Genomic DNA, 23,929 nt, shown 5'->3' with positions numbered 1-23,929 from the left:
GTGACGTCCACACTCACGATCCTCGATGACTTCCACGGCGAGTACGAGGACAACGTGCTGTACCGCCGCGCGCAGAACAGACACGTGAGCGGACGCCTCGGCGGCAGTCCGCTGATGCGCGAGACGCTGTTGCTGCTCAACCGCTGGGTGGGCAGCTACGACATGTGCCGGCGGCCCGAATTCACCCTGCTGGGGCAGTACCTTTACATCGTGGCCTTCGGCGACACCCAGCCGTTCGACAGCGGGCAGGCGCCGGTTCCCGCGGCGCTGCCGCCGCTGCGCAGGGCCTTCGAGGAGTCATACGAGTGGCACCTGCAGCAGCAGCTCCGCGACGACTTCCGGTTGCGGTTGGTCGTCCGGCGCGAGGCGCGGGAACTCGGCAGTTACCCCTGGGAATTCCTGTTCATGCCCCGACCCAGCGGCGGTTTCTTCCTGGCGGAGGAGGACAGCCGGTTGGTGCTGAGCAGGTACGTCCCCAACACGGACTTCACCCAGGACACCGAGGTCCGCCTCGGATCGCCGGAGGGGCACGACGAGGGGCTGCGCATCCTTGTGGTTCTCTCCCGGCCCCGGGCCCCGGAGCTTGCCGAGCCCAAGGCCGACGAGCTGGTCAGGGCCGTCGAGAATCTGGCGGAGAACTCGGACGTGGACGTGGACGTCATCGAGTCCCCGACCCGTGGCCAGCTGCGGAGAAGCATCGTGGAGAAGCCGACGCACATCATTCACTTCATCGGGCACGGCCGGGCCGGTGCGATCGCGCTGAAGAAGGACGACCAGCAGCTGAGGGAGGACCGCGCGAAGTGGCAGCTGCAGCGGTCGCGGGACGACACGGTCTTCGAGGTGGACGAGGCGGACTGGGCGGACAACCGCTCGGTGTGCACGCTGCTGCGGAGCGGGCTCGCGGGCGACCCCGACTACGTACGCGCACATCCGCGGGGTCGGCTCATCTTTCTCCACGCCTGCCACGGGGCCTCCGCGCACGGGCGGGAGGATTCTCTGCAGAGCTTCAGCAGCATTGCCCGGGACCTCGCGGACGGCGAGCGCGTCGCCGCCGTGGTCGCGATGCAGTACGCGATCGAGATGGGTCACGCGCAGCAGTTCGCCATGGACTTCTACTCGCGGATACGGTCCGGGAAACGGATGGACGATGCGGTCAGCTGGGCCAGGCGGGAGCTCGGGCTAACGCCCGTGCCCGGCCGGCAGGTGTGGGACCACCGCTGCTTCGGTACGCCCGTCATCTACGTACGGCAGGAGGCTCCGTTCTTCCAGCCCCCACGACGGGTTGCGGTCTCGGCGAAGACGCAGTGCCCGAACACCCGGTGCCAGGGCTTGGTGATCCGCGACCGTCCGCCGTGCCGTGAGTGCAACTCCCAGTTCCGGCGCTGCCCGAAGCCCGACTGCGAGGGCGTACTGATGCTGGCACCGGGTTCGGCCTGTACCGACTGCGACTACCTGGTCGAACCGCGAGAGGATCCGGGCTCTGGGGAAGGACCGTCGGGGGGGCAGGGTCCCCGTCCCGGGCCGTCGGGCGGCACGGGCTTCGACGGTGGCGGGCCGCGGACCGGTCCCAGCCTTCCGGGCGACGGGCGGGGCGCGGCAGAGCGGGGGCGGACGAGCGGGGCCCGGGACATCGGCTACGGCGATCAACTCAGTGGCGGCTCGGGCCCGCCGGATCGGGGGGACTGATGGCTCGCACCGCCGCCGTCCTCGACCTCCTGGCCGACGCCTACCGGGACGCGGCCCTCGCCGGGGCCAATATGCACCATGCCGTGGACGTCCTGGAGCACCTGCGCGGCGCCGCCCACGAGGGCGCCGACCTGTACCGGTTGCTCGAGGTGGCGGACGCGCGGGCGGGTGAGGCCGTCGGAAAGCCACTGCTTCCGGTTCTGGACCGGCTACGGGACCGGTTCATTGGGGTGCTGTGCGAGACACTGACCGAGTCGCTGCGCAGTTCGCTCGACCATGGCCCGGACAGCGGTCGGCGAGAGTGGCTGCGTTGCTGGGCCGAGGCCCTGATGCACTACCGCGAGCCCGTTCTCAGGCACCTGCTGACGGTGGATCTCCCGATTCCGTTCCCGAACCCTTCCGGTCGCGAGGAGATTGCCCGGTGCGCCGAGTACTGGTTCGCCGAGCGGTGGGAACACGTCCACCCTCTGCTGGAGCACCTGCTGGAGTACGCCGACGTCAACGGCGGGGCGCGTGTGAACCTTCTGGTCACAGCCGGTGAGCTCGAGCTGTACTGGCGCGGGGGCCCGGCCACGGCCAAGCCCTTCATCGACACCGCGCTGGAGGAAGGCCCGTGCGACCCGCGGGCTTGGGAGGGCCTCGGCGAATACAGGCTCCAGGTACGGGATGTCGACGGCGCGGAGGACGCCTTTGAGCGGGCCGTGGAGCTGGCGCCGGACCGCAGCCACGGGTACCGCGGTCTGGGTAACTGTGCCGCCGAACGAGGCAATCTCGACGAGGCCGCACGCCACTACCTGCGCGGAATCGCGGAGGTCCCCCATGCGGTGGACAACTACCGTGCCCTGATCGAACTCTACGGACACCCACAACTGTTCGAACAGCGCAAAGGTCGGCTCGACGGGATCGCGGCGCAGGCCGTCGCCGTGGAGCCACCGTCCCGGTACGGCATCGAGGTCCTCCTCGGCTCGGTCTTCCGGCAGAACGACGACCGCGAGCGGGCCCACCGCCATTTGCGCGCCGCCTTGGCCCTGCGTCCTGACCGCTTCGACGCCCGCGTCGAGCTGTCCGCCCTGTACAGACAGGAAAACAAACTGGACAGTGCCGAATCGGAATGCGAACAGATGCTCCTGCAGGATCCCGAATACTGGTCCGCCCACTACGAGTTGGCGATGACGTGCGAACAGCGCCGGCAGTTTGACCGCGCCATTCGGCACTACGAGAAGGTCCTCGCCGTGCGACCGGCGTGGGCGGCGAGGCTTCACACCGACATCGCGATGACGCACCTCGGAGCCGGCCGGTACGACCGTGCCGCTGCAGTCGTGCTCGACGGCCTGCGCGTCGACCCGGCCGACGACGAGCTGTGGAGCGCAGTGAGCGATATCGCGCTGGGCATGCTCACGGATTCCGAGAATGCGGAAGGCGCGGAAGAACTCCTCAGCCGGGCACGCAACCTGCGCGGCGATGACTTCGAAACGGCATACCAGCAGCGCCGGGGACGCATGTACCACGACGCGGGAATGTACCGGGAGGCTGCCGCCGCATTCGAACGCGCCATCGATACGCCCGCGACGGGCGCAACCGACACCGACTGCCACCGGAACGCGGCGCACTCCTACACCGAGTTGGGCGAATGGAACCGGGCCAGGTCACTGCTGGACCGGGCGTACGCGATCGACGGGGACCAGGACACCTATGAAAAGCAACTGGCGCGCCTCTGCAACGCAGAGGCCAACAGCCACTACGAGGCCGGGCGGTACGCGGAGGCGGCCGAGGGCTACCGTCGGGCTGCTGAGCTCGTACCGGACGACGCGGTGCTCCACTCGAACTTGGCGCTGGCCCTCGAGTCGGGCATGAAGCCAGGTGGGCGGGGAGCGGCTCTCCGAGAGGCCATCACCGCGCTCACGCGGGCCGAGGAACGGTCCGACGATCCCGCCCTCTACAAGGTCCGTCGCTCCCGGCTGGAGCGGCTCGAGAGCCTGGTACAACGCTTCGGTGAACTGGTCGCGACAGCCCCGACCGTGCCACCGGTCCAGATCATGGTCGCGAACGACCTCGTTCCCTGGGTCAACCCTGCCCAAAGCGGTGACACCTTCATGCACGGTGATGTCCCCGCCGCTCGGGAGCGAGTGGGCGAACTCCTCGGTTTCCCGCTGCCCGGCTACCGGTTCAGTAGTGACCCCGAGCTGCGACCGGGCGGCTACGTCATCCATATCCACGGCGTCGAAGAGGGCCGGGGGGCGGTCGTGACTGGCAGCCACTGCCTGGTGGCGTCCGTCGCCACGGTCGTGTCGTCCGGGGTGGATGCCGACCGTATCCGTCCCGGCTGGGACCCCGTCACCCGTGGTCCGTGCTGCTGGGTCGCCCCCGCGGACCTCGACGGAGCATGGTCGGCCGACGAGACAGGGGGCGGCCGGGAGATCCGCCGCCTCACCGATACCGGGTTCCTGCTGGCACACGTGTCCGAGGTGGTGCGGCGCCATGGCTGGCGCCTGCTCGGGACCGACGAGGCGGAGCGATGGCTGACCGACGCCGCCCCCAAGGGCGCGGGTGCGGCGGTCGACGACGTGAGCGGTGGGCTCGGGCACGGCGCGTACGCGTCTGCGCAGACACGTCTGGCCGCCACGCGCGTTCTGCGCGCACTCGCTAGGGACGGCATTACGCTGGCTCCGGCATCCCGGATCGTGGCCCTGCTGGAGGGGGCCGATGTCACCGGCACGAAGCTGGCGGAAGCCGTACGGACGATGCGCCGGGCCTTGCGTGACGGGCTGCCGGGCAATGAGCCGGGGGTCATCCGCCGTCCGGTCCCCGAGTGGGTGGAGGACCGGAGGATCGACGTGCCGCAGGACTCCAGCTCGGCCGCGCTGGACCCGGCGCAGGAGCATCGGCTCGCCATAGTGCTCGGCCACATGTTCGTCCCTGGTGGACGCACGGCCCTGGTCACGGCGGAGCCGGCGCTGCGCCCGTATCTCCAACGGTTGATCGAAGGCGGCATGGGACCGGAGCAGGGGGGATTCGCCGGGGTGTTGGAGACTGTGGAACTGAGCGAGCCGCGCGCGGAGGAGAGGGAATGACGGGGCGGGCCGGCTCGGTCGGCGGCAAGGGGAGCGCAACCGCCGGGCAGACCGGCGGTATCGGCCTGACGGCTGCGGTAACGGTGAGCGGCCCTCTTGCGCGGTACCTGGGGTCCGGATCCGCCGCCGATTCGTCTGCGGCCGCAGTCTGCAAGGAGTTGTCCAAGGTGGCGGCAGCCCTCGGGCTGCCCGGGCCCGTAGCCGTGGATGTCGTCAGTAGCTGCGAGGACCATGTCGCGCCGGAGAACTGGATCAAGCTGTACGTCGACGGCCGCCGCTGCCGCTACCCCGCCGAACTGCTGGCCCAGCTCGCCGCGGCGCTGGATGGCCGTCAGGCCGGACGCGTGCACCCGCCCCTGCCGGAGGACTGGCCGGAGCGGCCGGCGAGCGACCAGCCCTCTCCCACCGCGCGGGCCTCGGCCCTGGAACGGGTCGTCGCCCTGGTGGGCCTGGTCTGCGCCGAGGCGGTCAAACTACGGCCGTCGGCGCTGCTTGGCCCCGGCTGGCTCACGGCGTACGCCGTCGGCTTGGGACAGCACCTCCCCGACCGGCTGTCGGCCGTCGTCACGCCCGAATGGCTGGCCGAGGTGCTCAGCGGCGTGCTCGACCTCGGAATCGGGATCGGCGACATGGCGTCGGTGGCGGGTGTGCTCACAGAGTGCCAGGAGACCCGGCCTCGAGCCGCCAGAGAGCTATTGGTCTCCGCCCTGGCCACCGATGGCGTCGACGTCCTGGTCCCGGACACGATCGCCCCGCTCCTGGGGAAAGGCGATGTCGGCGACTCCGGGGATCTTCTGGGGTACGTGGCCGCTGCCCTGTTCGAGGAGAACGGCATATTGGTCCCGCCGTTCCGGGTGGTGCCCCCGGACGGCATCCCGGAGGCCTGTTTCGCGTTCCGGGTGAACTCCCTGCTCACCGCGCCGCTTGGGCTCCTCGCGCCGGACGACGTCCTGGTCAACGACATCCCCCAACGGCTGGGTCTGCTGGGCGCCGAGGCCCGCCCGGCCGTCAATCCGGCCAGCGGTCTGCCCGGGGCTCTGGTCCCGGCCACGTACAGACAGCGGCTTGAGGACATGGGCATGACCACATGGGGCCCTGCCGACTACATCGTCCTCTGTCTCGCGCAGGAGCTGCGCAGCAGGGCCGGCCAGCTCGTGCACCAGGACAAAGTGCAGGCCCAGCTCGACGTCCTGGAGGACGTACTGCCCGCGGTGGTGGGCGCCGCGAGAGCCCGGCTCCAGTCTGCCGAGCTGACGGCGCTGGTGCGCGGACTGGCCGACGACAAGGTCTGGCTGCGCAATCTCCCCCCGCTCCTGGAACGGATCATCGACTCCGCCCATGCGCAGCCTGGCCCGGACCGCTTCCTGGTCTTCGACGATCCGGTCACGGCCAGCCACACCACTGCGGCGGCTGAGCCGGACGACCCCGCATGGCTGGAGGGGTTCGTACGCACTGGGCTGCGGCGTGAGATCGCCGACAGCCACACCAGGCACACGGGAACCCTCGTCGTCTACCTGCTGGACGCTGCGGTCGACCGGCTGCTGCGGGAGGGCCTCGACGAGGAACGGGAAGACAGGTTGATCGCTGCGGTCAAGGCGGAGCTCGCACAGCTGCCGGAGACCGCTCAGCTGCCCTTCATCCTCACCGACGACGACCTGCGCCCGGTGCTGCGGCCGTTGCTCGCGCGCGTACTGCCGCGCATCGGGGTCGTCGGTTACGGGGACCTGCCGCCCGACCTCAACGTCAAGCCGGTCGCTCGCATCGCGATGGACGTAGCCGAGCCGACGGATGTGGGGAGGCCGCGATGACCGGGACCGGGCGGCCGACCTGGTACGGCCAATGCCCGTGTGGAGGGAGCTATGAGGAGCGCGTGGTGGAGGTGCGGTTCACCGGGCCGGACGACGCTGCGAAGGTACTCCTCGACGTCCCGCAGGGGACCTGCCCGCTGTGCGGGTCGCGCGTCTACAAGCTGGCAGTGCTGCAGCGGATCGAAACCGCCTTCAAGAGCGGCATGAGCGGCCGCGCGCCAGATCGTCCCGGTTGATGTGCGGCGCGGGAGAGCCGAGCCGCCGGAGCACGGCTCCGGTTCGTTGACCAGTGTGCAATTGTCGTGCGGACGTTGCCGCACCCGGTCTGGATCATGTGGGGGCAGTACCTCATCCCCGGCTGCCTCAAAAGGGAGGGCGAGATGGCCATCCTGGTTGCGGATGTCGTGCTGTCGGAGCGAGCGGCTGACGCAGAGGTCCGCGCCGGAAGACCTGTGCGCCGCCGTCCACGAGAGCCAGCCCCGCGCGATGGGTCTGCTCCTGGCCGACGCCGCCGACGTTCACGACCTGGCCCGGCAGTAGATGGTGGACATGGTTCTCACGGCCATCACAGCGAGCACAAGTCGGAGCTGCACTCGAAGGTGCCGGAGAAGCACTCCGGGGCCATGTAGGCAGGGGTGCCGATCAGCATGCCACTGGCCGTGATGTCGTGCTGTACGCCGGTGCCCTTGGTGATTGCTGCCGGCCGACGGGCAGGCCGAGCAGGGGTCCGTACGGCGGGACACGACTAGGGCATAAGCCGGTGGCGTCTGTACCTGACGCAGCTCCGCCTCACCACGGATGACCTGGTCCAAGGGTGCGGGCCGCCACCGCCGCGTCGCCTCCTGCGGTCGAGCGCGAGGATGCCCCCGATGGGGGTGTTCGGGCAACCGCTGAGGATGCCGGTGAGCGCTGCTCGTTCGGCGGGGTCGATTGCCAGGCTCCACCGGGTTTTGGCGTTCCTCCAGTCCGTGGCGTAGGTGCATCGGTAGCTCTCGGCCGGCGGCTTCCGGGTGGCGGGGTCCAGGTCGGCCTTGGACCGGTTGGAACTGGCGGATACGGCGATCAGTGGGCGTCGTGGAGGTCGTTGGCGTATGTCTCCCGCTCTTTCGCGGTCCAGGCGAGGCGCCCAAGGCGCCACCAGAGGTGAAGCAGTGTCGGTGCCGCGTCGGCGGTCGGAAAGAACGATCAGGAGGGATACGTGGCAGATCATCATCGTGATGCCCAGCATCGTGCGCATCTTGCAGCCCAGGCCCTGGAGGAGATCATCGACTCGGTGCAGTGGGCCACCGTAGACGCGATGCCGGCAATCACCCTGGCTCTGACGGCCGCTTCCGTCTTCGGCGGGCCGACTGATCGGAGAAGGACGGGACGCGGACAAGCTCGACGTCGAAGTGGCCCGGGCTGTGCTCGTACGGCTGCGGGTTTTCGACGTGGGGACGAGAGGTCATGCGGCGTGTCCCCGTGGGAGCGTCGGCCGGCGATCAGGCGGCACGGGGCGCTCCGCTCGGCAAGGGCGGAGTTAGGAGGATGGCGAATTGCGCCACGCGGGCCTGGTGGTGGGCAGCCGGCGGAGAGGGCTTGCCTCTCGTGCGCGGAGAACGGCGAGGGCGCGCTGGACGGCGTCGGCCGCTCGGACGGTGGGGCCGGCCCGCGTACGGGGTTCGGCGCCCTGCGTACATCGCCGCTGCAGCTCCAGCCGCCGGTCATCTCGATGCGGTTGAGCCGAGCCGCGGGCTAGATTGGACTCTGTCCAATCTAGTGCGTACGTTTCGAGCCATTGGCGGGCAATGCGCAGCCGGACGACACCGTCCGCCGACTCTGCGCTCTGACCTCAATCCCCCGCCCTGGGCTCACTGTCGACAACGCACCGGCACACAACCGAAGCCCCGGCCGCCCATGCAATGGAGTAAGGCATGAACTGCTACGACTGCATCCAGCAAGGACGCGACGACAGCACAGGCATAGGCGTCTGCGCCCGATGCGGCGTGTTCGCCTGCCAGGACCACGCGCACATCGTGCGGGAACACGTCCAGCAGCCCAACGGCGTCACGCGCACGACGAGCCGTCTGCTGGCGCGCAGGGTCGTCTGCACCACCTGCCGCGCGGCCGAGACCGCACGCTAGGACACCGAGCCTCATCAGATTCGACCGTGTCAAATCTGGACGTAGCGTGCATGTTGGGACGACACTGCCGATAACTGAGGGGGCAGCCATGGACGCACTGCCGGGCGACCTGCTCAAGCGGAAAGGTCTGCGCAGCACGAGCCAGCGCCGTGCCGTTCTGGCCGCCCTGCAAGGGCATCCACACTCCACGGCGCCGGACCTCGAGGCGAGGATCGGCGTGGGCAAGGGGTCCGCGAGCGGTCTTTCGCGGCAGGGGTTGTACAACGTCCTCGAGGACCTGACGAAGGCGCAGTTGGTCCGCTGCATCGAGCCGGCGGGCTCGCCCGCCCGGTACGAGCTGCGCGTCGGCGACAACCATCACCATCTGGTGTGCCGCGGTTGTGGGCTCGTAGAGGATGTGGACTGCACAGTCGGAGCGGCTCCCTGCCTGGATCCGGTGGACAGCAAGGGCTTCGCCATCGACGAGGCCGAGATCACGTGGTGGGGACTGTGCCGCGACTGCCAGGAGCGCGCCACCGCCTCTTAACGGCCACACGGGAATCAGCCCCGGTGGATCGAGCGGCATTGGCCATACCCCCGATGGATAGGGTTCGGACCGGTCAGGACACGCGTCGAAAGGCGCCGACGGGTCCGATCGCGCCGGGGGCGAACTTGTCGCGGATGCGATCCATGGCCTCTTCAGCGACCAGGCGGGCCTCGCGGGTGCGGTCGAGGCTAATAGATCTGCTGGGCATCTGGCTGGCGTCGACGAGGTCCTCACCCTTGAGCCCTATGCCGCTCAGGCGGCCGCGCTGCAAGCCCACGGCGTCGAGAGGCCTGTACGCCATCGAGCGCAGGTCGTGGTGCATGGCACCTCCAGCAGCCGCCGTCTTCTCCCAGCCGGCTGTTCGAGTTTCACGACCGGATCTCGCCGTTTGCCTGCGCGTGAACGCCTTGGACAGGGAAACGTGAGATACACGGCTATACCGCACGTATCCCTGAGAGTTCTCTAATCAAATTCCGCCAGGAGCTTTTGTGTAGGAAAAACTGAAGCTGGAAACGGACCGTTCTTCTGGTCACCACCCCCTGGGTGGGCGCACAAGGCGGATATATGGGTCGCCGCACATGCCTCTGGCGCAGATCCATTGTCGGAGCTCATCCCCACGCCGCGACTGAGCCCTGACATCCACGGCTGACAACAACCACGCAGCCCGGGGTGCAGATCAGCACCCCCGTCCGGCCACCGTGACGACTGGTGACGACGGCCGGAACGGACGCCGATCGAACTTGTTTGTGACGCGTCGCCTGGCCACCCCCTGGCTAGGACGGGCTGGTTCCGTCGGCCAAGGGTCCGCGCTCGGGAAATGAGCCTCCGACCGACACGGCGGGTGGAGCTGCGACGCCTTGGATGAGCAGACCGTCGTCGCTCCCGGGACCGGCGCCCTCGGCATCGTCATCCTCACCCTGGCCCGCTTCCTGGCGGCCCGTCCATGAACAGCGCCGGGCTCCTGCAACCCCAGATCGAGGATCCTGTTGGGGGCCCCGGCTCCAATGCGAGGGCGCAGCGGATGCTCGCCGCCCTCGAGATGGCCGCAATGAACCAGCTCGGCATGTCACCACGCCCCCGACCCCTCCGCCTCAGCCAGGAAAACAGAGATACGGCGCCTGTGAGCCAATTCACCGATAGATGACTGGACTGGCACGAATCGCAGACTTTAGCCTCCTTGGAAGCATACGAGCCTTATAGGGGATTTCTGTAGCGGGGCCGACCGGTCGCGAAACAGGAACGGGTCAACCGGAGACCTGGCGGACAGCCGCCCCGTCCAGACACTTCAGAGCCCATGAGGAAGATGCGGCGTACCTCCGCACGTCGGCATCACCAGTGGGCCACTCGAGCCCGGAAGGTGGACAAGTGAGCGAAGACGCCGTATGGGTCAGAGGCGTGACCGGCATCCAACTGCACCACGTCACCGATCTCCAGGACGCTCGACGCTTCCTGGGCAACGCTGTCATGGCACTGAGCGCCGCCCACGTGAGAACCGGCGACGCCAGGTTCTCCGGCCTCGCTGAGCAGCTCAAGGGCATGGTCGCCGAAACGCGCGCCTTGGAGGGCGAGGCCCGGGAGAGCATGCACCGGCTGCACTCCACGGATCCCGAGCGGTTCGTACGCTGCCGAGAGGGCGAAGAGCCCTGGCCGGACGAGCTCCAGGGGGGCTTCATCCCGCGCCACACCTGCCAGGACGAGTGCCTCTACCACGACCGCGGGGTGTTGGACGGCATCCTGCAGTGCACCTGCGGCCGGCCCCCGTGCCGCGCGTGCGCGATAGCGGGCTCGCCCTGACACGTACGTACGCCGGGGCACAGCATCCGCCCAAGGTCGGATGGAGCCACTGCTGCCCAGGCGGCGATGGCCCCGCCGGCTCCCACCGTGAACGTCAGACCGTGTACGAGCGAGCCCCCTCCTGGTCCCGCAAGCCTGGCGCCCTCCACGATGGGGTTGTGAGCAGGTGGCGATCGGCGGCGCTTGAGCGTGTTCTGGCGCGTATGAGTGTGCCTCCGGGCAGTGGCAGGCGCACTTCCCGGCGGGGAACAAGAGTTCTTGTATCGAATACGTGACCTTCGCCGGTGGCGGTCGTTGGGTGTGGTGAGAGATTTCTTCGACACCGGGCCGGAGGTGAAGGGGTGGGGGACTGCGGGAGGTGGCGGCGCCGTTCGTGGTGCCCGGCCCCTCGGGGTCGCGATCCGTACCCGGCTCAAGCACCTGACCGCCGGGGACGAGAAGGCGCTTCGCCTGGTCGGCGACCACCTCGGTTCGCTCGCCTCCCGTGATCTGAAGGCGCGCTGCACGGCCGGGCCGGACCACGACACCGAGCAGTGGGCCGACCGCAAGCGCACCCTCACGCAGGAGTCCTTCTCGCGCTGGGCAGGATCGATCACAAGGCCACCCACGATCAGTGGGCGCTCGCCCGGAGCGGCCGGCTCGCACACATCCAGAACCTTCAGGCAGGTGTGCGCACCATCGCGCACCGGCTGTCCCTGCCCATGGGTGAGAAAGGCGGCAAGCGCGCTCCGGGTGGCTACCGCAGCAAGCAGGAGTGGTTCGCCAAGACCCGCCGCCTGCACCTGCTCGAAGACCGGCTCGAGGCGGCGCGGGCCGACCGCGAGGCCGGCGTCGTGCACGTGGTGCGCGGCGGGAAGCGGCAGCTGAACACCCCCCGCCACCACCTGGACGCCGCCCGGCTCCCCGAGCCGCAATGGCGCAAGCGGTGGCAGGCCGGGCGCCGGTTCCTGCAGGCTGATGGCGAGTCCGGAAGTGGTACGGCAACGAGACCATCCGCGTGACCCCCGACGGCGAGGTATCGGTCAAACTCCCGGCGCCGCTGGCGCATCTGGCGAACGCCCCGCACGGCCGGTACGTGCTCACCGCCCGCGTGAACTTCCCGCACCGGGCCAAGCAGTGGGCCGACCGCGTCAGTGACCGGGCCGTCGCCTACCGCATCCACGAAGACACAAGCCGGGGCCGCTGGTACCTGACCGCGTCCTGGACCATCCCACCGGTGAAGACCGTCCCCCCGCAAGCGGCTCGCACGAACGGCCTGATCGGCGTCGACACCAACGCCGACCACCTCGCCGCCTGGTGCCTCGACACCCGCGGCAACCCCGTCGGCGAACCCCTCCGGTTCGGCTACGACCTCACCGGCACCACCGGCCACCGCGACGCCCAGGTCCGCCATGCCCTGATCCACCTCCTGCACTGGGCCAAGCGCCACGGCCTCGCCATCGCGGTCGAAGACCTCGACTTCACCGCCGAGACCACCCGCGAGAACCACGGCCGCCGCAGACGCTTCCGCAACCTCATCTCCGGCATGCCCACCTCCAGGCTGCGGGCCCGGCTCGTCAGCATGGCGGCCGGACTCGGCATCACCCTCGTCGCCGTCGACCCGCCCTACACCAGCCGCTGGGGCGCCCAGCACTGGCACAAGCCCCTCACCACGAAGAACCGTAAGACCACCCGTCACGACGCAGCCACCGTGGCGATCGGCAGGCGCGCCCGGGGGCACCCGATCCGGCTGGGGGTACCTCCCAGGCCCTTAAGGCACTGGGGGAGGACGACACCGCCCCCACAGCACCAGAGCGATGCTGCGGGGCATCGGACCGTCCAGGCCCGACCGGGCACCCCGGGGTGTGAGGGAAACCACCCCCGCATCCCCGGACCACGGACACGATCCGTGCGCGCCGGACGCGGAGCGAACGCGGTGGACCAGAACGCCCAACACCGATCGGGGCGTTCGGCTGAGCATGAGTTCTGGCAACAGGACTCACTCCCGCTCAGCCTCCAGGCACGGTACTCCTGACGGATCGGTCGAACCAACACCCCATGATCTCCCGGACGCCTGCCGCGGACCTGGCCTGCGCGGAGAGCGTCGAAACGGCTACGTGCCGTGCAGGTGCAGATCGACAGCCTCAGGAGCGGCGCGCGCCGGATCCGGGCAGGGGCGAGATCGGTGGGCCGGAAGGGCTGCGAGATCACCACATCGACGTCGGGGAGTTCGCGGTCCAGCACGGAGTCGGGCCCTCCTCGTCGGAGATGACGACCGGCTTCTGGCGCTCTCCAGGATCGGACGCAGATCGAGTTCGCCGGAGACGCCGCCGACCCACTCGCCCGGCTTGAAGTCGAGGCGCTGGGGGAGGCGCCGTCTGAATCAGCGCTCCGGCAACGCCCCGACCGTGTCCGGGAATTCAGCGGACACGGAACATGCACCACTGCCGCGCGGTCTGCGGTGCCCGCATTCGCGTCCGCGGCTCCCGGTAGTGTCCGCGTCGTACCAGGGCCCTTTCGCACGGCGGCCCGGGGCGGCGCCCAGAGCATTTTCGACTCGCCTTGACACGCTGTCCTCCGAGGCGTTGCCTTGAATGTAGAGATCGCGACCAGATCCGCGCGCATGGCCTGGGGCTGGGAGCGCGGCCGGGTGGAGATGACTCCTCATGGCGACGTACGAGTACTCCTGCAACCGCTGCGGATCGTTCGACGTCAAGCTGCCGATCGGCACTGCGCCCGCCGAGCGAGTGTGTCCGCAGTGCTCGAATACGGCTCGGCGCGTGTACTCGCCCCCCGCGACCGCCTTCACGGCACCTGCCGTCGCGGGCCTGCGCGAGCAAGAGGAGAAGTCTCGGGAAAACCCCGCGGTGGTCACGCGGGTGCCTCCCAAGGCTGCTGCGCCGAGGCCGATCCATCCGGCGGTCGCCCGGCTTCCCCGGCCCTGAGAGGGAAGTCGCGCACCGGCCGGATCGGTCGGTACGCCCCTTTCGGGAAGGGTGCGGGGCGGCCTCGACCGTACCGCCTCGGAGAGCATGGCGTGGAATCGCGCACAACTGCTTTTCGGTCGTATGACCGCCCGGCGGGCGCATCGCTCGCGAGAGCGGAATATCAGGAGGTGTGTCCCCTTGGCCAACGTCGGACTTCTCTTCGTTGGCGCGGTGCTGTTCCTGAACGGGTTGATGCTGCTGGGCAAGGTGGACAGCCGGGCGGCCGCCATATTCAACCTGTTCGTGGGCGGGCTTCAGGTCTTGACACCCACATATCTCATCATCGCCGCGAATCAGGATCCCGACCGAATTCTGCTGGCATCGGGTATCTTCCTCTTCGGTTTCACATACCTGTATGTGGGAGTCGGACTGCTCATGGGGCTAGACACGACAGGCGTGGGCTATTACTCGCTGTTCGTGTCGATCGTGGCCCTGGGTTATTCCTTCGTCAGCTTCCGGCAGTTCAACGATCAGCCGTTCGGAGTGATATGGCTCTACTGGGCCTTCCTCTGGTTCCTCTTCTTCCTGCTACTGGGACTGAAAATGGAGGCGCTGACGCCCTATGTCGGCTGGGTGACCGCGATCGAAGGCTGGGTGACCGGCGTCATACCGGCATTCCTGCTGCTGTCCGGTTACTGGGTTGCCGAGAACTTCTATGAGATCGCGATCGCGCTGGGCGCGTTTGGCGTGCTGGTCTTCGCCGCGCTGTGGTTCGTACTGCGTCGGAGGGGGCCCGGCAGGCCCGCCGAGGAGTACGGCGCCCCGGGCTACCCGGCGGGAAGCCCCGGCTAGCGGCCCTGCCGGACGATCGCCGACACCGACACTCGTCGATCGGAGCGCGGGAGGTGGTTGAGGAGACGCAGAAGAGGCATGAGAGGGCATCCGGGGCATCTCCGGATGCTGAGAGCGGGGTCCCTCCGGGCGCTATGCCGCACTCGCTCACCGGTACAGAGCACATGAGGAGTTCACATGCCTGAAGTAATCTTCAGCGTCGACCAGTCCCGGTCGATGCGCGACCAGGATGTACCTGGACACAACCGGTGGCATCCTGACGTCCCGGTCGTCGCGATGGTCCACCCGGGGGACGAGTTCCGCGTCGAATGCCGTGAATGGACCGACGCGCAGATCGGCAACAACGACTCTGCCAATGACGTGCGCGATGTCGACTTGAAGGCCACCCACATGCTCAGCGGGCCGATAGGCGTCGAAGGCGCGGAGCCGGGCGACCTGCTTGTCGTGGACATCCTCGACCTGGGGCCGGTACCGCAGCAGGTCGGGGACGCACCGGGCCAGGGCTGGGGATATACGGGCGTCTTCGCCAAAGCCAACGGTGGAGGCTTCCTGACGGACTACTTCCCGGATGCCTACAAGGCGATATGGGAATTCCACGGGCAAGTGGCGACGTCCAGGCACCTACCCGGTGTCCACTTCACCGGCATCACCCACCCCGGTCTCTTCGGCACCGCGCCCTCAGCGGAACTGCTGGAGAGGTGGAACAGGCGCGAGCAGGCCCTGATCGACACCGACCCCGACCGGATTCCGCCCCTGGGACTCACGCCCGAGCCCGATCAGGCCCTCGTCGGCCAGGCGACCGGATCGGATGCCGAAAGCATCGCCCAGGAAGGAGCGCGCACCGTTCCTGCACGGGAGAATGGCGGCAACCACGACATCAAGAACTTCACTCGCGGATCGCGCGTCTTCTACCCCGTGCACGTCAAGGACGCCAAGCTGTCGGGCGGTGACCTGCACTTCAGCCAGGGAGACGGTGAGATCACCTTCTGCGGGGCCATCGAGATGGGCGGCTACATCGACTTCCACGTCGACCTGATCAAGGGCGGCATGGAGAAGTACGGTGTCACCACCAACCCCGTCTTCATGCCGGGCAACGTCGAGCCGCGGTACTCGGAGTTCATGTCCTTCATCGGGATCTCCGTGGACCACGACACCGACACCAACTACTACATGGACGCGACGGTCGCCTATCGCCGCGCCTGCCTCAACGCCGTCGAGTACCTGAAGAAGTTCGGCTACACCGGAGAGCAGGCTTACCTGCTCCTCGGCGCGGCCCCGATCGAGGGACGCATCAGCGGGATCGTCGACATCCCCAACGCCTGCTGCTCCCTCTACCTCCCGACCGGGATCTTCGACTTCGACGTCCGTCCCACCGCGGAGGGACCGAAGGCCGCGGACCGCGGTCAGTGCGCGGTGTCCAGCTGAGGCCGACGGGTCACCCTGACCGGGGATCCCGCCCCGCCGGACCTTCGCTCGGTACCGCACCAGCCGCCCCGAGGCCGAGTCCCGCCCGGGGGAGCCGCGGTTGGCGCTCAGCGCCTGCGCCGAGGCGGCGGGCCGGCTTCGGGCTGCACTGGGAGTGGGAGCCACCTTGGTCGACGGTCGGCGAACACGTGCATGGGAGACGCACCACCAGGGAGAACAGGCTGCAAGATCGTCCGGCCGTCTCAGTTCCCGTCTCATTCAACGCGGTTCGGGGCCGTCCACGACGGCACGACGACGGTGATCGGGCACCGCGGCAGAACCGGCATGAACGCAAGTGAACGGCCCCGGGCCAACAGAACAGGCAATAGCGTGGCCGTGATGCAGATCAGCTCGCTTCTTGATCCGCCATACGCTGGTAGACGCGGGCGAGCTTCTCCAGCACATCGGCCGGTCCGTGCAGTTGGTCGGCTGCGTCCCGTAGGGGCTTGCCTTCGCACTCCTCCGGGGCCAGCACTGGCGACCTCGCGTAATCGAGAGTCACCTATTCCTCATCGAGTGAGGGTTCGCGGTCACCGTGTGTGGCCCCGGGGGCGTAGGAGCGTCAGGTTCCTCCTGCCTCGGCGGGCGAGCTGGGCGGTGGTCTCGTCGTGGTAGCCGAGCATGCGGGCGACGAGGGGGCGGGGGCCTGGAGGACGAGGTGGCGGATCGCGGCCGTGCGTCCCCGCTGGATGGGGAAGCTCAAGTGGCGGAGCCGGAGTTCGAGGATCTCTGGGGTCATGGGCTGCCCGGCCCGACAGCTGGGGAAGAGCCGGTGGGCCGTGGGGTAGTGGTGTCCAGGTTCTCGTGCAGCGAGGTGAAGCCGATGCCGCGCTCGCGGAGCTCGGCGACCATGTTGATCAGGTCCTGGAGGGACCGGCCGTAGCGGTCGAGTGAAGGGACGACGAGGGTCTCGCCGGGACCGAGGAAGGCGCCGGGCGTGCGGCGCTGGGGCGGCGGTCCCACCGCAGCGGCCCAGCTGTCGTAACCGCGGCTCTGGATTCGCTCCCCGAGCGACCCACTGGCCATCGATCTTCCCAGTAGGACATCCCTTTACCGCGTGGGGACCTTGCCGTCAAGAAACGAATATTCGGGACGAGCTTCTCTCCCCGGTGCCAAGCACCCTGGATGTCGAAGAGAGGCCGGTGAAGCGCGCGCGTAGGACGGTCGTGGTGTTCTCCCGCCTCGCTGAGGATTGCCGATTCATGAAGTGAGGAAATCCCGTGTCCGATTCTTTGGCGATAGCCTTCCTTTATGTCACGCTCGCCCTTCTCGCTGCATTCTTCGTTGTCTGGGTGATCGTCGACCGACGGAAGAAAACCGAGAGCGGCTGGACCGAGTGGTGCCGGACCGCGAAGGCCTTGCCCTGGCGGGACCGGTGGGAGCTGTACCGTGCCACATTGCGCGGCCGTGCGGTCTCGGATCCACCGCTGGCGGCGCCGGCCGTGCAACGCGCAGAGCGTTACCACGCATGGATGGACAGCTCGATCCGCCCCGGCAGCACCACGCGATGGTTCGGGCTCGGATTCGCCGTGCTTTCTCTGCTGGGGTTGTGTCTGGCTCTGATCGGCGGAGCAGCCGAATGGTTCGACTACCGATTGGGTGGCGCGTTGGTCGGGGGCGCGCTGGGAGGACTGCTCACTTATCCCTGGTACGCCCTGCTCAGGAAGCAGGCCCAGCGTTGTATCGACGCCAACCGTCACGCGGCAAGCCTCGGAGAGCCCGACCGCGAAGCGGCGCTGTAGGTGTTCTTGACACGCCGGGTGAACGCCGATCGTTGACTTCCGGGTGCACGCACGATGCACATGCCCGCGCTCGCCGACGGGCAGGACGTCCCGCTCCCGCAACAGCACGGACACCTTCCGGCCCCAGCGCTCGCACGGAGGAACTGGCCGAACGACGACACCTACGAGTTACCCAGCCATGATGACCACCAGTATTGTGGATCTCTCTTTCCGCTGAGGGCTCCGCTGGTGACCCCGGCCGTTACGCAGTTCTCGGCTGCGTCGGCGGATGGACGGTTCAGTGGGCGGTCGCCCACGTGCGGTGCGCCCAGTCCGCGAAGCGGGTCCAGCGAATCTCCGGGTGAGCATCGTGGAGTGCGGGGATGTCGACGCGATAGCCGGGTCCGTTCAGAAACCTCCACATCGCATGCATGTCAGGATTGCCAATCGCCGCCAGCGGTACTTGTTCATGGCGGACTTCCCGTCCCAGCGCCGCGCTGAGCGAGGCCGCCATCTGCGTGGGAGTGGGTGCATCGCTGGCCAGCTCAATGCGCTGCCCGACGTAGGGAGCGGGGTTGAGCAGCACTTGCGCCGCGAACGCGCCAAGGTCGGCGCGGGCAAGCTGCTGCAACGGCCGATCGGGTGGCAGCGGCAGATCAAGAATGCCGCCGAGGATGCGCTCCGCTCCGCCCAACGCATTGTCGAAGAAGTAGGTCGGCCCCAGAATCGTGTACGGCACGTCGCCGGAGGCCAGCTCCGCTTCGATGCGCGCCTTGCTGTCGAAATGCGGTACCCCACTCTCCTGGTCGGCCCCGGCCACAGAGCTGAACACAAGATGCGGGACGCGCTCCTGCGTCGCAGAGGAGAGGATTGCCCGTCCCTGGCCCACCTCCGCCTCCACGCCCGCCTCGAAGGGAGTGGTGAACGCGAAGACACTCGCCACCCCGCTCATTGCCGCGGCGAGCGATCCACGATCGCTCAGCGACCCCGCCACCACTTCGACGCCCTGCTTGGCCAGTTCCCGCGCGGCTCTCCGGTCCGGGTCACGAACCAGCACCCGGATCCGGGCCCGGCGGCGCAGCAGTGCGTCCGTCACAGCCCTGCCCTGGCCGCCGGTTGCCGCAAGCACCAGAATCGGCTCGTCGACCATCAGAAAACTCCTCTTCTCGCACGTGGAAACAGACCATCAGTTGGCCAACCGCAATCATCCGCTGCGGACGACACATCCAGCATCACGGCGCGCACGAAGGTCGAGAGAAGGGCGCTGCAAGTCTTGTACTGTGCACGCACAGTCATGCCGATCCTGTGTCCCCCGCCTGAAAGAGGCCTGTCAAATGATCGGCTTTGTCTCGTAGTCGGTGGTAACGCTGCGTGGCGATTACTGAAGCAGGATCCGGTGGCGGAGAACTCGCGCCGTGCCCACGGCAGTTACCGGCGAACACTCGCCGATGCCGCGGCCGGTGGACGGCCGGTGACTATACGCCTGACAGTGCGTCGGTTCCGGTGCCAGGAGCCGTCGTGCGTACGGCGGACCATTGCCGAGCCGGTCGAGGGGTTGAGCTTCCAGTACGGTCGCCGCAGCCAGCTTCGGTAGACGAAGCTGGTGGCGATCGCCTGTCTCCTGGCTGGGCGGGCCGGCGTCCGCCTCACCCACATGCTGCACTGCCGGGTCAGCCCCGGCACACTGCTCAACCGCGTAGGGCGCTGCCGGCCGAAGAACCGCAGAACAGCCCATGCGTGCTGGGCATGGACGACTTCGCGCTCAAAGGGAGCCATGTCTACGGCACCGTGCTGATCGATATCGAGACCGGCCGCACGGTCGATGTGCTGCCGGACCGGACCAGCGTGAATGCCCGGTACGGAGACCAATCCGACCACGATGTGGCCGTTCCGGATGACGGGCCCGGGCATGACGGCACGGGGCGTCCTACGTCAGCGGTCCGAGGTCGTTGTCCGGGTGTCCGCTGAGCGGACGGCCGTGACCGAATATGGCCCTTGACGGGGTATCAGCATCTGGCTGAACATCAGGCACACACAGCACCCGCACAGCTCTGGCAATTACCGATCCAGGCATCGCTCGACTCCCCTCATCGACGAGAAAGTGCGGCTCCCCACATGACGCATCCGAGATCCAGCCTGCCCACGGCCATCTCCAGACGTATGGCCGCCGTGGCCCTCGTGGCCGCGGCGGGTCTGCTCGTCGCCTCGCCGGCCTCCTCGGCCACGCCCGACCGGACCGGGGTGTCCGCCGTCGGCGCCGGGACCCTGGCGGCACCCGATATCCCGATCAGCAACGTCAAGGCGCACCTGGCGCAGTTCCAGTCGATCGCCACCGCCAACGGCGGCAACCGGGCTCACGGCCGTACCGGCTACAAGGTCTCGATCGACTACGTGAAGGCCAAACTCGACGCCGCCGGATTCACCACCACCGTCCAGCAGTTCACCTCCTCCGGCAGCACCGGGTACAACCTGATCGCCGACTGGCCCGGCGGGGACCCGAACCAGGTCCTCATGGCCGGCGCGCACCTCGACTCGGTCTCCTCCGGCGCCGGGATCAACGACAACGGATCCGGCTCCGCGGCCGTACTCGAGACGGCCCTCGCCGTCTCCCGCGCCCAGCTCCAGCCCACGAAGCACCTGCGGTTCGCCTGGTGGGGCGCCGAGGAACTGGGACTGGTCGGCAGCAGGTACTATGTGAACAACCTGACGGCCGGCGATCGCGCCAGAGTCTCGGGGTACATCAACCTCGACATGGTCGGCTCCCCGAACCCGGGTTACTTCGTCTACGACGACGATCCGGCAATCGAGAAGGTCTTCAAGGACTGGTACGCGGGTATCGGCGTACCGACCGAGATAGAGACGGAGGGCGACGGCCGCTCCGACCACGCGTCCTTCAAGAACGCCGGCATACCGGTCGGCGGTCTGTTCACCGGCGCCAGTCGTACGAAGACGGCGGCGCAGGCCGCCAAATGGGGCGGCACCTCCGGCCAGGCGTTCGACCGGTGCTACCACTCCTCCTGCGACACGAACACGAACATCAGCGACACCGCGCTCGACCGCAACAGCGACGCTCTCGCCCACGCGATCTGGACACTGGGGACGGCTCAGTCGCTGCCGCCCGGCGAGTCGTACGAGAGCATCACCGACGTCGCCGTCCCGGACAACTCGGCTGCGGTGACCTCGGCTCTTACCGTCTCCGGCCGCACGGGAAACGCGCCGGCGGCGCTCCGGGTCGGGGTGGACATCAAGCACACCTGGCGTGGTGACCTGATCGTCGATCTGCTGGCGCCGGACGGCACGGCCTACCGGCTGAAGAACTCCAGCAGCTCGGACTCCGCGGACAACGTCATCACCACGTACACCGTCGATGCGTCCACCGAGACGGCGAACGGAACGTGGCGGTTGCGCGTGCAGGACGTCGCCTCGCAGGACACGGGCTACATCGACAGCTGGAAGCTGACCTTCTGACCGATCGGCTGCGTGTGCCGGGTACCGCCGGCACACGCAGCCGAGGGACCCTGAGGCCGCGACCGCCTGCGCCTGCGGACAGGTGCCCGGCCGCAGGCGATCGCGGCAGGTGACTTTGGGGCCTGGTCGGCTTTGGAGCGGTTGTCGGCTGCGGATACCGTGATCAGGGCACGGTCGTCGTCGAGGTCGTTGGCGTACGCCTGCCGCTCGGTAGCGGTCCAGGTGCAGGCGCCGGAGCCCCAGGCTTCGGCGAGCGAGACCAGGTGGTCGATGTCGAGGGGGCGGGCCGGGGGGAGTAGGCATCGTCGTAAGACAGGCCAAATGTCTGCCCGCGTCCGGGTGGGGGCCAGGTCGGCGGCGGTGTCCCGGCCGCGGGATGCACGCGCGGCCGGTAGTCGCCCGGATGTGCGCCGGTGACTACGCCGACCAAGGCTGTACCTCCTCAACAGCACGGAGGAACTGATCGCGTACTACTTCTGATGCGCCCGGCGACTGCGTCGGCGTGGTGGCAGGGTCCGGGCGGCCCCCACATCGCGCCCTGGTTCGGGGCCGTCCGCCTCGGCCCTTTCGAGGCCGGCTTCGTCTGGCAGAGTGGCTGTATGTGCGGTCGCTACGTATCCACCCGCAGTCCGGAGGACCTGGTCCAGCTCTTCCAGGTCACCGACTGGCGCGCCGAGGAGACCCTCGCGCCGAATTGGAACGTTGCCCCGACCAACGATGTGTGGGCCGTCCTTGAGCGCACCCCGCGCGACAAGGACGAAGCCGCGTCGGCGCGACGGGAGTTGCGGCCGCTGCGCTGGGGCCTGGTGCCGTCGTGGGCCAAGGACGTCAGGATCGGTGCGCGGATGATCAATGCGCGGGTCGAGACCGTGCACGAGAAGCCCTCCTTCCGCCGCGCGTTCGTCCGGCGCCGCTGCCTGCTGCCCGCCGACGGCTTCTACGAGTGGCAGCAGGCCAGGGACCCGGCCACGGGCAAAACCCGCAAGCAGCCGTACTTCATCCACCCCGAGGACGACCAGGTCATGGCGCTCGCCGGACTGTACGAGTACTGGCGCGACCCGGAGGTGAAGCGGGACGACGACCCCGCCGCGTGGCTGATGACCTGCACCATCATCACCACCGAGGCCACCGACGCAGCTGGGCGCGTTCACCCCCGCATGCCGCTCGCGCTCACCGAGGACCACTATGACGCCTGGCTCGACGCGGGCCACCAGGACCCCGACGAACTGCGCGCCCTGCTCGGCCGGCCCGCGGGCGGCCACCTGGAGGCCCGGCCCGTCTCCACCGCGGTCAACAACGTTCGTAACAACGGCCCTCAGCTCCTGGACGCGATCGCCCCGTAGTAGCCGCAGCTCGGCTGCGGAGAACGACGGAGAAAACCCCGGACTGTCAGCGGCTCCGCACTTCTGCTACCACCCTGCTACCTTCTAGATATGGCCTCTCCGAAGAAGCAGACCCAGGTCCGGCTGGAACCCGATGTGCTCGCGGCCGGCAAGCAGGCCGCGGCCGCCCGCGGCCTGGACTTCAACCGGTACGTCGAACGCCTGATCATCGAGGACACCACCGGCGCCCGCGCCGCCGGCATGGCCGCCGCGCAGCACCTCATCGAGGAGCATGGCGCGTTCCTCGACGATCTCGAGCGGGAGCTCGACGCCCCGTACGGGCAGCCCCGGCCGGGTGCCGCCGCATGATCCTGCACATCGACGAGTCCTGGATCCTGGAGGTCGCCGAGCGGGCCGGCCGCCGCGACCCGGGCGTCGACGACTACGGCGTCCCGGTCGCGGCCGTCGCCCGCCACCGCGGCGAACTCCTGGACCACCCCCTCTACGACGGCCCCTACGCCCGGGCGGCAGCCCTGGTGCACACCCTCGGCCGGTGCCGCTGGCTGGAGCGCTCCAACCTCACCGTCGCCTGCGCAGTCGCCGTGATGTACCTCGAGGCCAGCAACATCCCCGTCAGCCCCACCTGCGAACAGCTCACCGCACTCGCCTACGAACTGAGCAGCCCCCGGTGCACCGCCGCCCGCATTGCCGCTCTCCTGCGCACCTGGAAACCCTGATAGCGGCGGGACGGCGCACGCCCGGCTGTGCGCCCGACCTGCGCTGCGGCCGAGCAGGCTATCGGCATGCCGAGCCGGGGCCTTCCCGTGGCCCACGGTCCGACATGTCAGCAGCGCGGGAAAGGCCTGGGGTGGCCGCGTCGTGACCGGGATGGGCAGCCGGCTTCCGCCGCGCGCGGTGCCGCGCGCCCTTCCCCGACCGCGACTGACATCAGAACGGACGACGGGCCCCGCAGAGCGGGTAGTGCGTGCGGCATCCGTTGGGGCCATGGCGGGCGGATGATGATGGTGAGCTCTGGTCCCGTGGTTTCCCCGAGCCGGGACGGGAGCTCACCCCCGGTCGCACATACCGGGCGGGAATGCCCGAGGGGCGGCCTGTGTTGTGAGGGGCGTGGTCGTGGAGGGGACAGTGTCCCCGGGCCTCACCTATTGCCTGCAGGGACGATCGTTC

22 protein-coding genes and 1 pseudogene are annotated in these 23,929 nt (G+C 68.6%); 19 read left to right on the top strand and 4 right to left on the bottom strand.

The genetic code is table 11. The features are described 5' to 3' along the window. The 7 genes from ACKTSN_RS01090 to ACKTSN_RS01060 all read left to right on the top strand — a co-directional run bounded on the left by ACKTSN_RS01090 (position 1) and on the right by ACKTSN_RS01060 (position 9,214). Positions 1-1,686, top strand: a complete 1,686-nt coding sequence (locus ACKTSN_RS01090) for a CHAT domain-containing protein (protein ID WP_409467333.1) — start codon at positions 1-3, stop codon at positions 1,684-1,686. Further along, the gene (locus tag ACKTSN_RS01085; RefSeq protein ID WP_409467332.1) at positions 1,686-4,757 is read left to right on the top strand and encodes a tetratricopeptide repeat protein; all 3,072 of its coding nucleotides are present in this window, start codon (positions 1,686-1,688) and stop codon (positions 4,755-4,757) included. The genes ACKTSN_RS01090 and ACKTSN_RS01085 overlap by 1 nt, the downstream gene beginning before the upstream one ends. Beyond that, the gene (locus ACKTSN_RS01080) at positions 4,754-6,565 is read left to right on the top strand and encodes an FHIPEP family type III secretion protein (protein ID WP_409467331.1); all 1,812 of its coding nucleotides are present in this window, start codon (positions 4,754-4,756) and stop codon (positions 6,563-6,565) included. Before ACKTSN_RS01085 ends, ACKTSN_RS01080 begins: the two co-directional genes overlap by 4 nt. 65 nt (positions 6,566-6,630) lie before the next feature. Next, on the top strand, positions 6,631-6,801 hold the full coding sequence (locus tag ACKTSN_RS01075) for a hypothetical protein (RefSeq protein WP_409467330.1): 171 nt from the start codon (positions 6,631-6,633) through the stop codon (positions 6,799-6,801). A 163-nt stretch (positions 6,802-6,964) separates the two neighbouring features. Further along, positions 6,965-7,105, top strand: coding sequence for a hypothetical protein (locus ACKTSN_RS01070; RefSeq protein ID WP_409467329.1), 141 nt, complete (start codon positions 6,965-6,967; stop codon positions 7,103-7,105). 1,373 nt (positions 7,106-8,478) lie between these two features. Next, positions 8,479-8,688 carry a DUF2180 family protein gene (locus tag ACKTSN_RS01065; protein ID WP_409467328.1) on the top strand — a complete coding sequence of 70 codons (210 nt, stop codon included), beginning with the start codon at positions 8,479-8,481 and terminating at the stop codon, positions 8,686-8,688. An 88-nt stretch (positions 8,689-8,776) separates the two neighbouring features. Then, on the top strand, positions 8,777-9,214 hold the full coding sequence (locus ACKTSN_RS01060; RefSeq protein WP_409467327.1) for a Fur family transcriptional regulator: 438 nt from the start codon (positions 8,777-8,779) through the stop codon (positions 9,212-9,214). Positions 9,215-9,287: 73 nt separating this feature from the next. Here the strand turns inward: ACKTSN_RS01060 and ACKTSN_RS01055 are convergent, their stop codons facing one another. Continuing rightward, a complete protein-coding gene (locus tag ACKTSN_RS01055) occupies positions 9,288-9,536 on the bottom strand; it encodes a hypothetical protein (protein ID WP_409467326.1) in 249 nt (82 codons plus the stop codon). A 1,043-nt stretch (positions 9,537-10,579) separates the two neighbouring features. Here ACKTSN_RS01055 and ACKTSN_RS01050 point away from each other — a divergent pair. From ACKTSN_RS01050 to fmdA, 5 genes and pseudogenes are all read left to right on the top strand, one after another. Then, positions 10,580-11,008, top strand: a complete 429-nt coding sequence (locus tag ACKTSN_RS01050) for a hypothetical protein (protein ID WP_409467325.1) — start codon at positions 10,580-10,582, stop codon at positions 11,006-11,008. Positions 11,009-11,366: 358 nt separating this feature from the next. After that, positions 11,367-13,022 (top strand): annotated as a pseudogene (locus ACKTSN_RS01045) (IS200/IS605 family accessory protein TnpB-related protein). Between the two features lie 631 nt (positions 13,023-13,653). Next, positions 13,654-13,932: an FmdB family zinc ribbon protein gene (locus ACKTSN_RS01040; protein ID WP_409467324.1), complete on the top strand. Its 279-nt coding sequence runs from the start codon at positions 13,654-13,656 to the stop codon at positions 13,930-13,932. Positions 13,933-14,112: 180 nt separating this feature from the next. Beyond that, the gene (locus ACKTSN_RS01035; protein WP_409467323.1) at positions 14,113-14,766 is read left to right on the top strand and encodes an AmiS/UreI family transporter; all 654 of its coding nucleotides are present in this window, start codon (positions 14,113-14,115) and stop codon (positions 14,764-14,766) included. Between the two features lie 177 nt (positions 14,767-14,943). Beyond that, entirely contained in the window at positions 14,944-16,191 is a 1,248-nt protein-coding gene (gene fmdA / locus ACKTSN_RS01030) for a formamidase (protein WP_409467322.1), read from the top strand. Positions 16,192-16,576: 385 nt separating this feature from the next. On the opposite strand, the gene ACKTSN_RS01025 is transcribed toward fmdA, so the two are convergent. After that, positions 16,577-16,732, bottom strand: a complete 156-nt coding sequence (locus ACKTSN_RS01025) for a hypothetical protein (RefSeq protein WP_409467321.1) — start codon at positions 16,730-16,732, stop codon at positions 16,577-16,579. Positions 16,733-16,965: 233 nt separating this feature from the next. Then, entirely contained in the window at positions 16,966-17,256 is a 291-nt protein-coding gene (locus ACKTSN_RS47510; RefSeq protein WP_431197140.1) for a recombinase family protein, read from the bottom strand. A gap of 194 nt (positions 17,257-17,450) precedes the next feature. On the opposite strand from ACKTSN_RS47510, the gene ACKTSN_RS01015 reads away from it, so the two are divergent. After that, a complete protein-coding gene (locus ACKTSN_RS01015; protein ID WP_409467320.1) occupies positions 17,451-17,972 on the top strand; it encodes a hypothetical protein in 522 nt (173 codons plus the stop codon). A 277-nt stretch (positions 17,973-18,249) separates the two neighbouring features. On the opposite strand, the gene ACKTSN_RS01010 is transcribed toward ACKTSN_RS01015, so the two are convergent. Next, positions 18,250-19,101 carry an NmrA/HSCARG family protein gene (locus tag ACKTSN_RS01010; RefSeq protein WP_409467319.1) on the bottom strand — a complete coding sequence of 284 codons (852 nt, stop codon included), beginning with the start codon at positions 19,099-19,101 and terminating at the stop codon, positions 18,250-18,252. 144 nt (positions 19,102-19,245) lie between these two features. Here ACKTSN_RS01010 and ACKTSN_RS01005 point away from each other — a divergent pair, with 144 nt between their 5' ends. From ACKTSN_RS01005 to ACKTSN_RS00980, 6 genes are all read left to right on the top strand, one after another. Beyond that, the gene (locus ACKTSN_RS01005) at positions 19,246-19,545 is read left to right on the top strand and encodes a transposase family protein (RefSeq protein ID WP_409467318.1); all 300 of its coding nucleotides are present in this window, start codon (positions 19,246-19,248) and stop codon (positions 19,543-19,545) included. 152 nt (positions 19,546-19,697) lie between these two features. Then, positions 19,698-19,919, top strand: coding sequence for a hypothetical protein (locus ACKTSN_RS01000; protein WP_409467317.1), 222 nt, complete (start codon positions 19,698-19,700; stop codon positions 19,917-19,919). Between the two features lie 147 nt (positions 19,920-20,066). Next, complete coding sequence (locus ACKTSN_RS00995) at positions 20,067-21,419, top strand: M28 family peptidase (RefSeq protein WP_409467316.1); 1,353 nt, start codon at positions 20,067-20,069, stop codon at positions 21,417-21,419. A gap of 599 nt (positions 21,420-22,018) precedes the next feature. Next, on the top strand, positions 22,019-22,762 hold the full coding sequence (locus ACKTSN_RS00990) for an SOS response-associated peptidase (RefSeq protein WP_409474699.1): 744 nt from the start codon (positions 22,019-22,021) through the stop codon (positions 22,760-22,762). A 90-nt stretch (positions 22,763-22,852) separates the two neighbouring features. Then, positions 22,853-23,110 (top strand): hypothetical protein, encoded by a 258-nt coding sequence (locus ACKTSN_RS00985; RefSeq protein WP_409467315.1) that lies wholly within the window; start codon positions 22,853-22,855, stop codon positions 23,108-23,110. Next, the gene (locus ACKTSN_RS00980) at positions 23,107-23,478 is read left to right on the top strand and encodes a fic family toxin-antitoxin system, toxin component (RefSeq protein ID WP_409467314.1); all 372 of its coding nucleotides are present in this window, start codon (positions 23,107-23,109) and stop codon (positions 23,476-23,478) included. The genes ACKTSN_RS00985 and ACKTSN_RS00980 overlap by 4 nt, the downstream gene beginning before the upstream one ends. Positions 23,479-23,929 lie beyond the last annotated feature (451 nt).

It is taken from the genome of Streptomyces flavusporus, assembly GCF_046267975.1.
In the GTDB taxonomy this organism is placed as follows: domain Bacteria; phylum Actinomycetota; class Actinomycetes; order Streptomycetales; family Streptomycetaceae; genus Streptomyces; species Streptomyces flavusporus.
The sequence above is the reverse complement of the archived record's forward strand: the minus strand, read 5'-3'. Positions and strand labels throughout refer to the sequence as shown.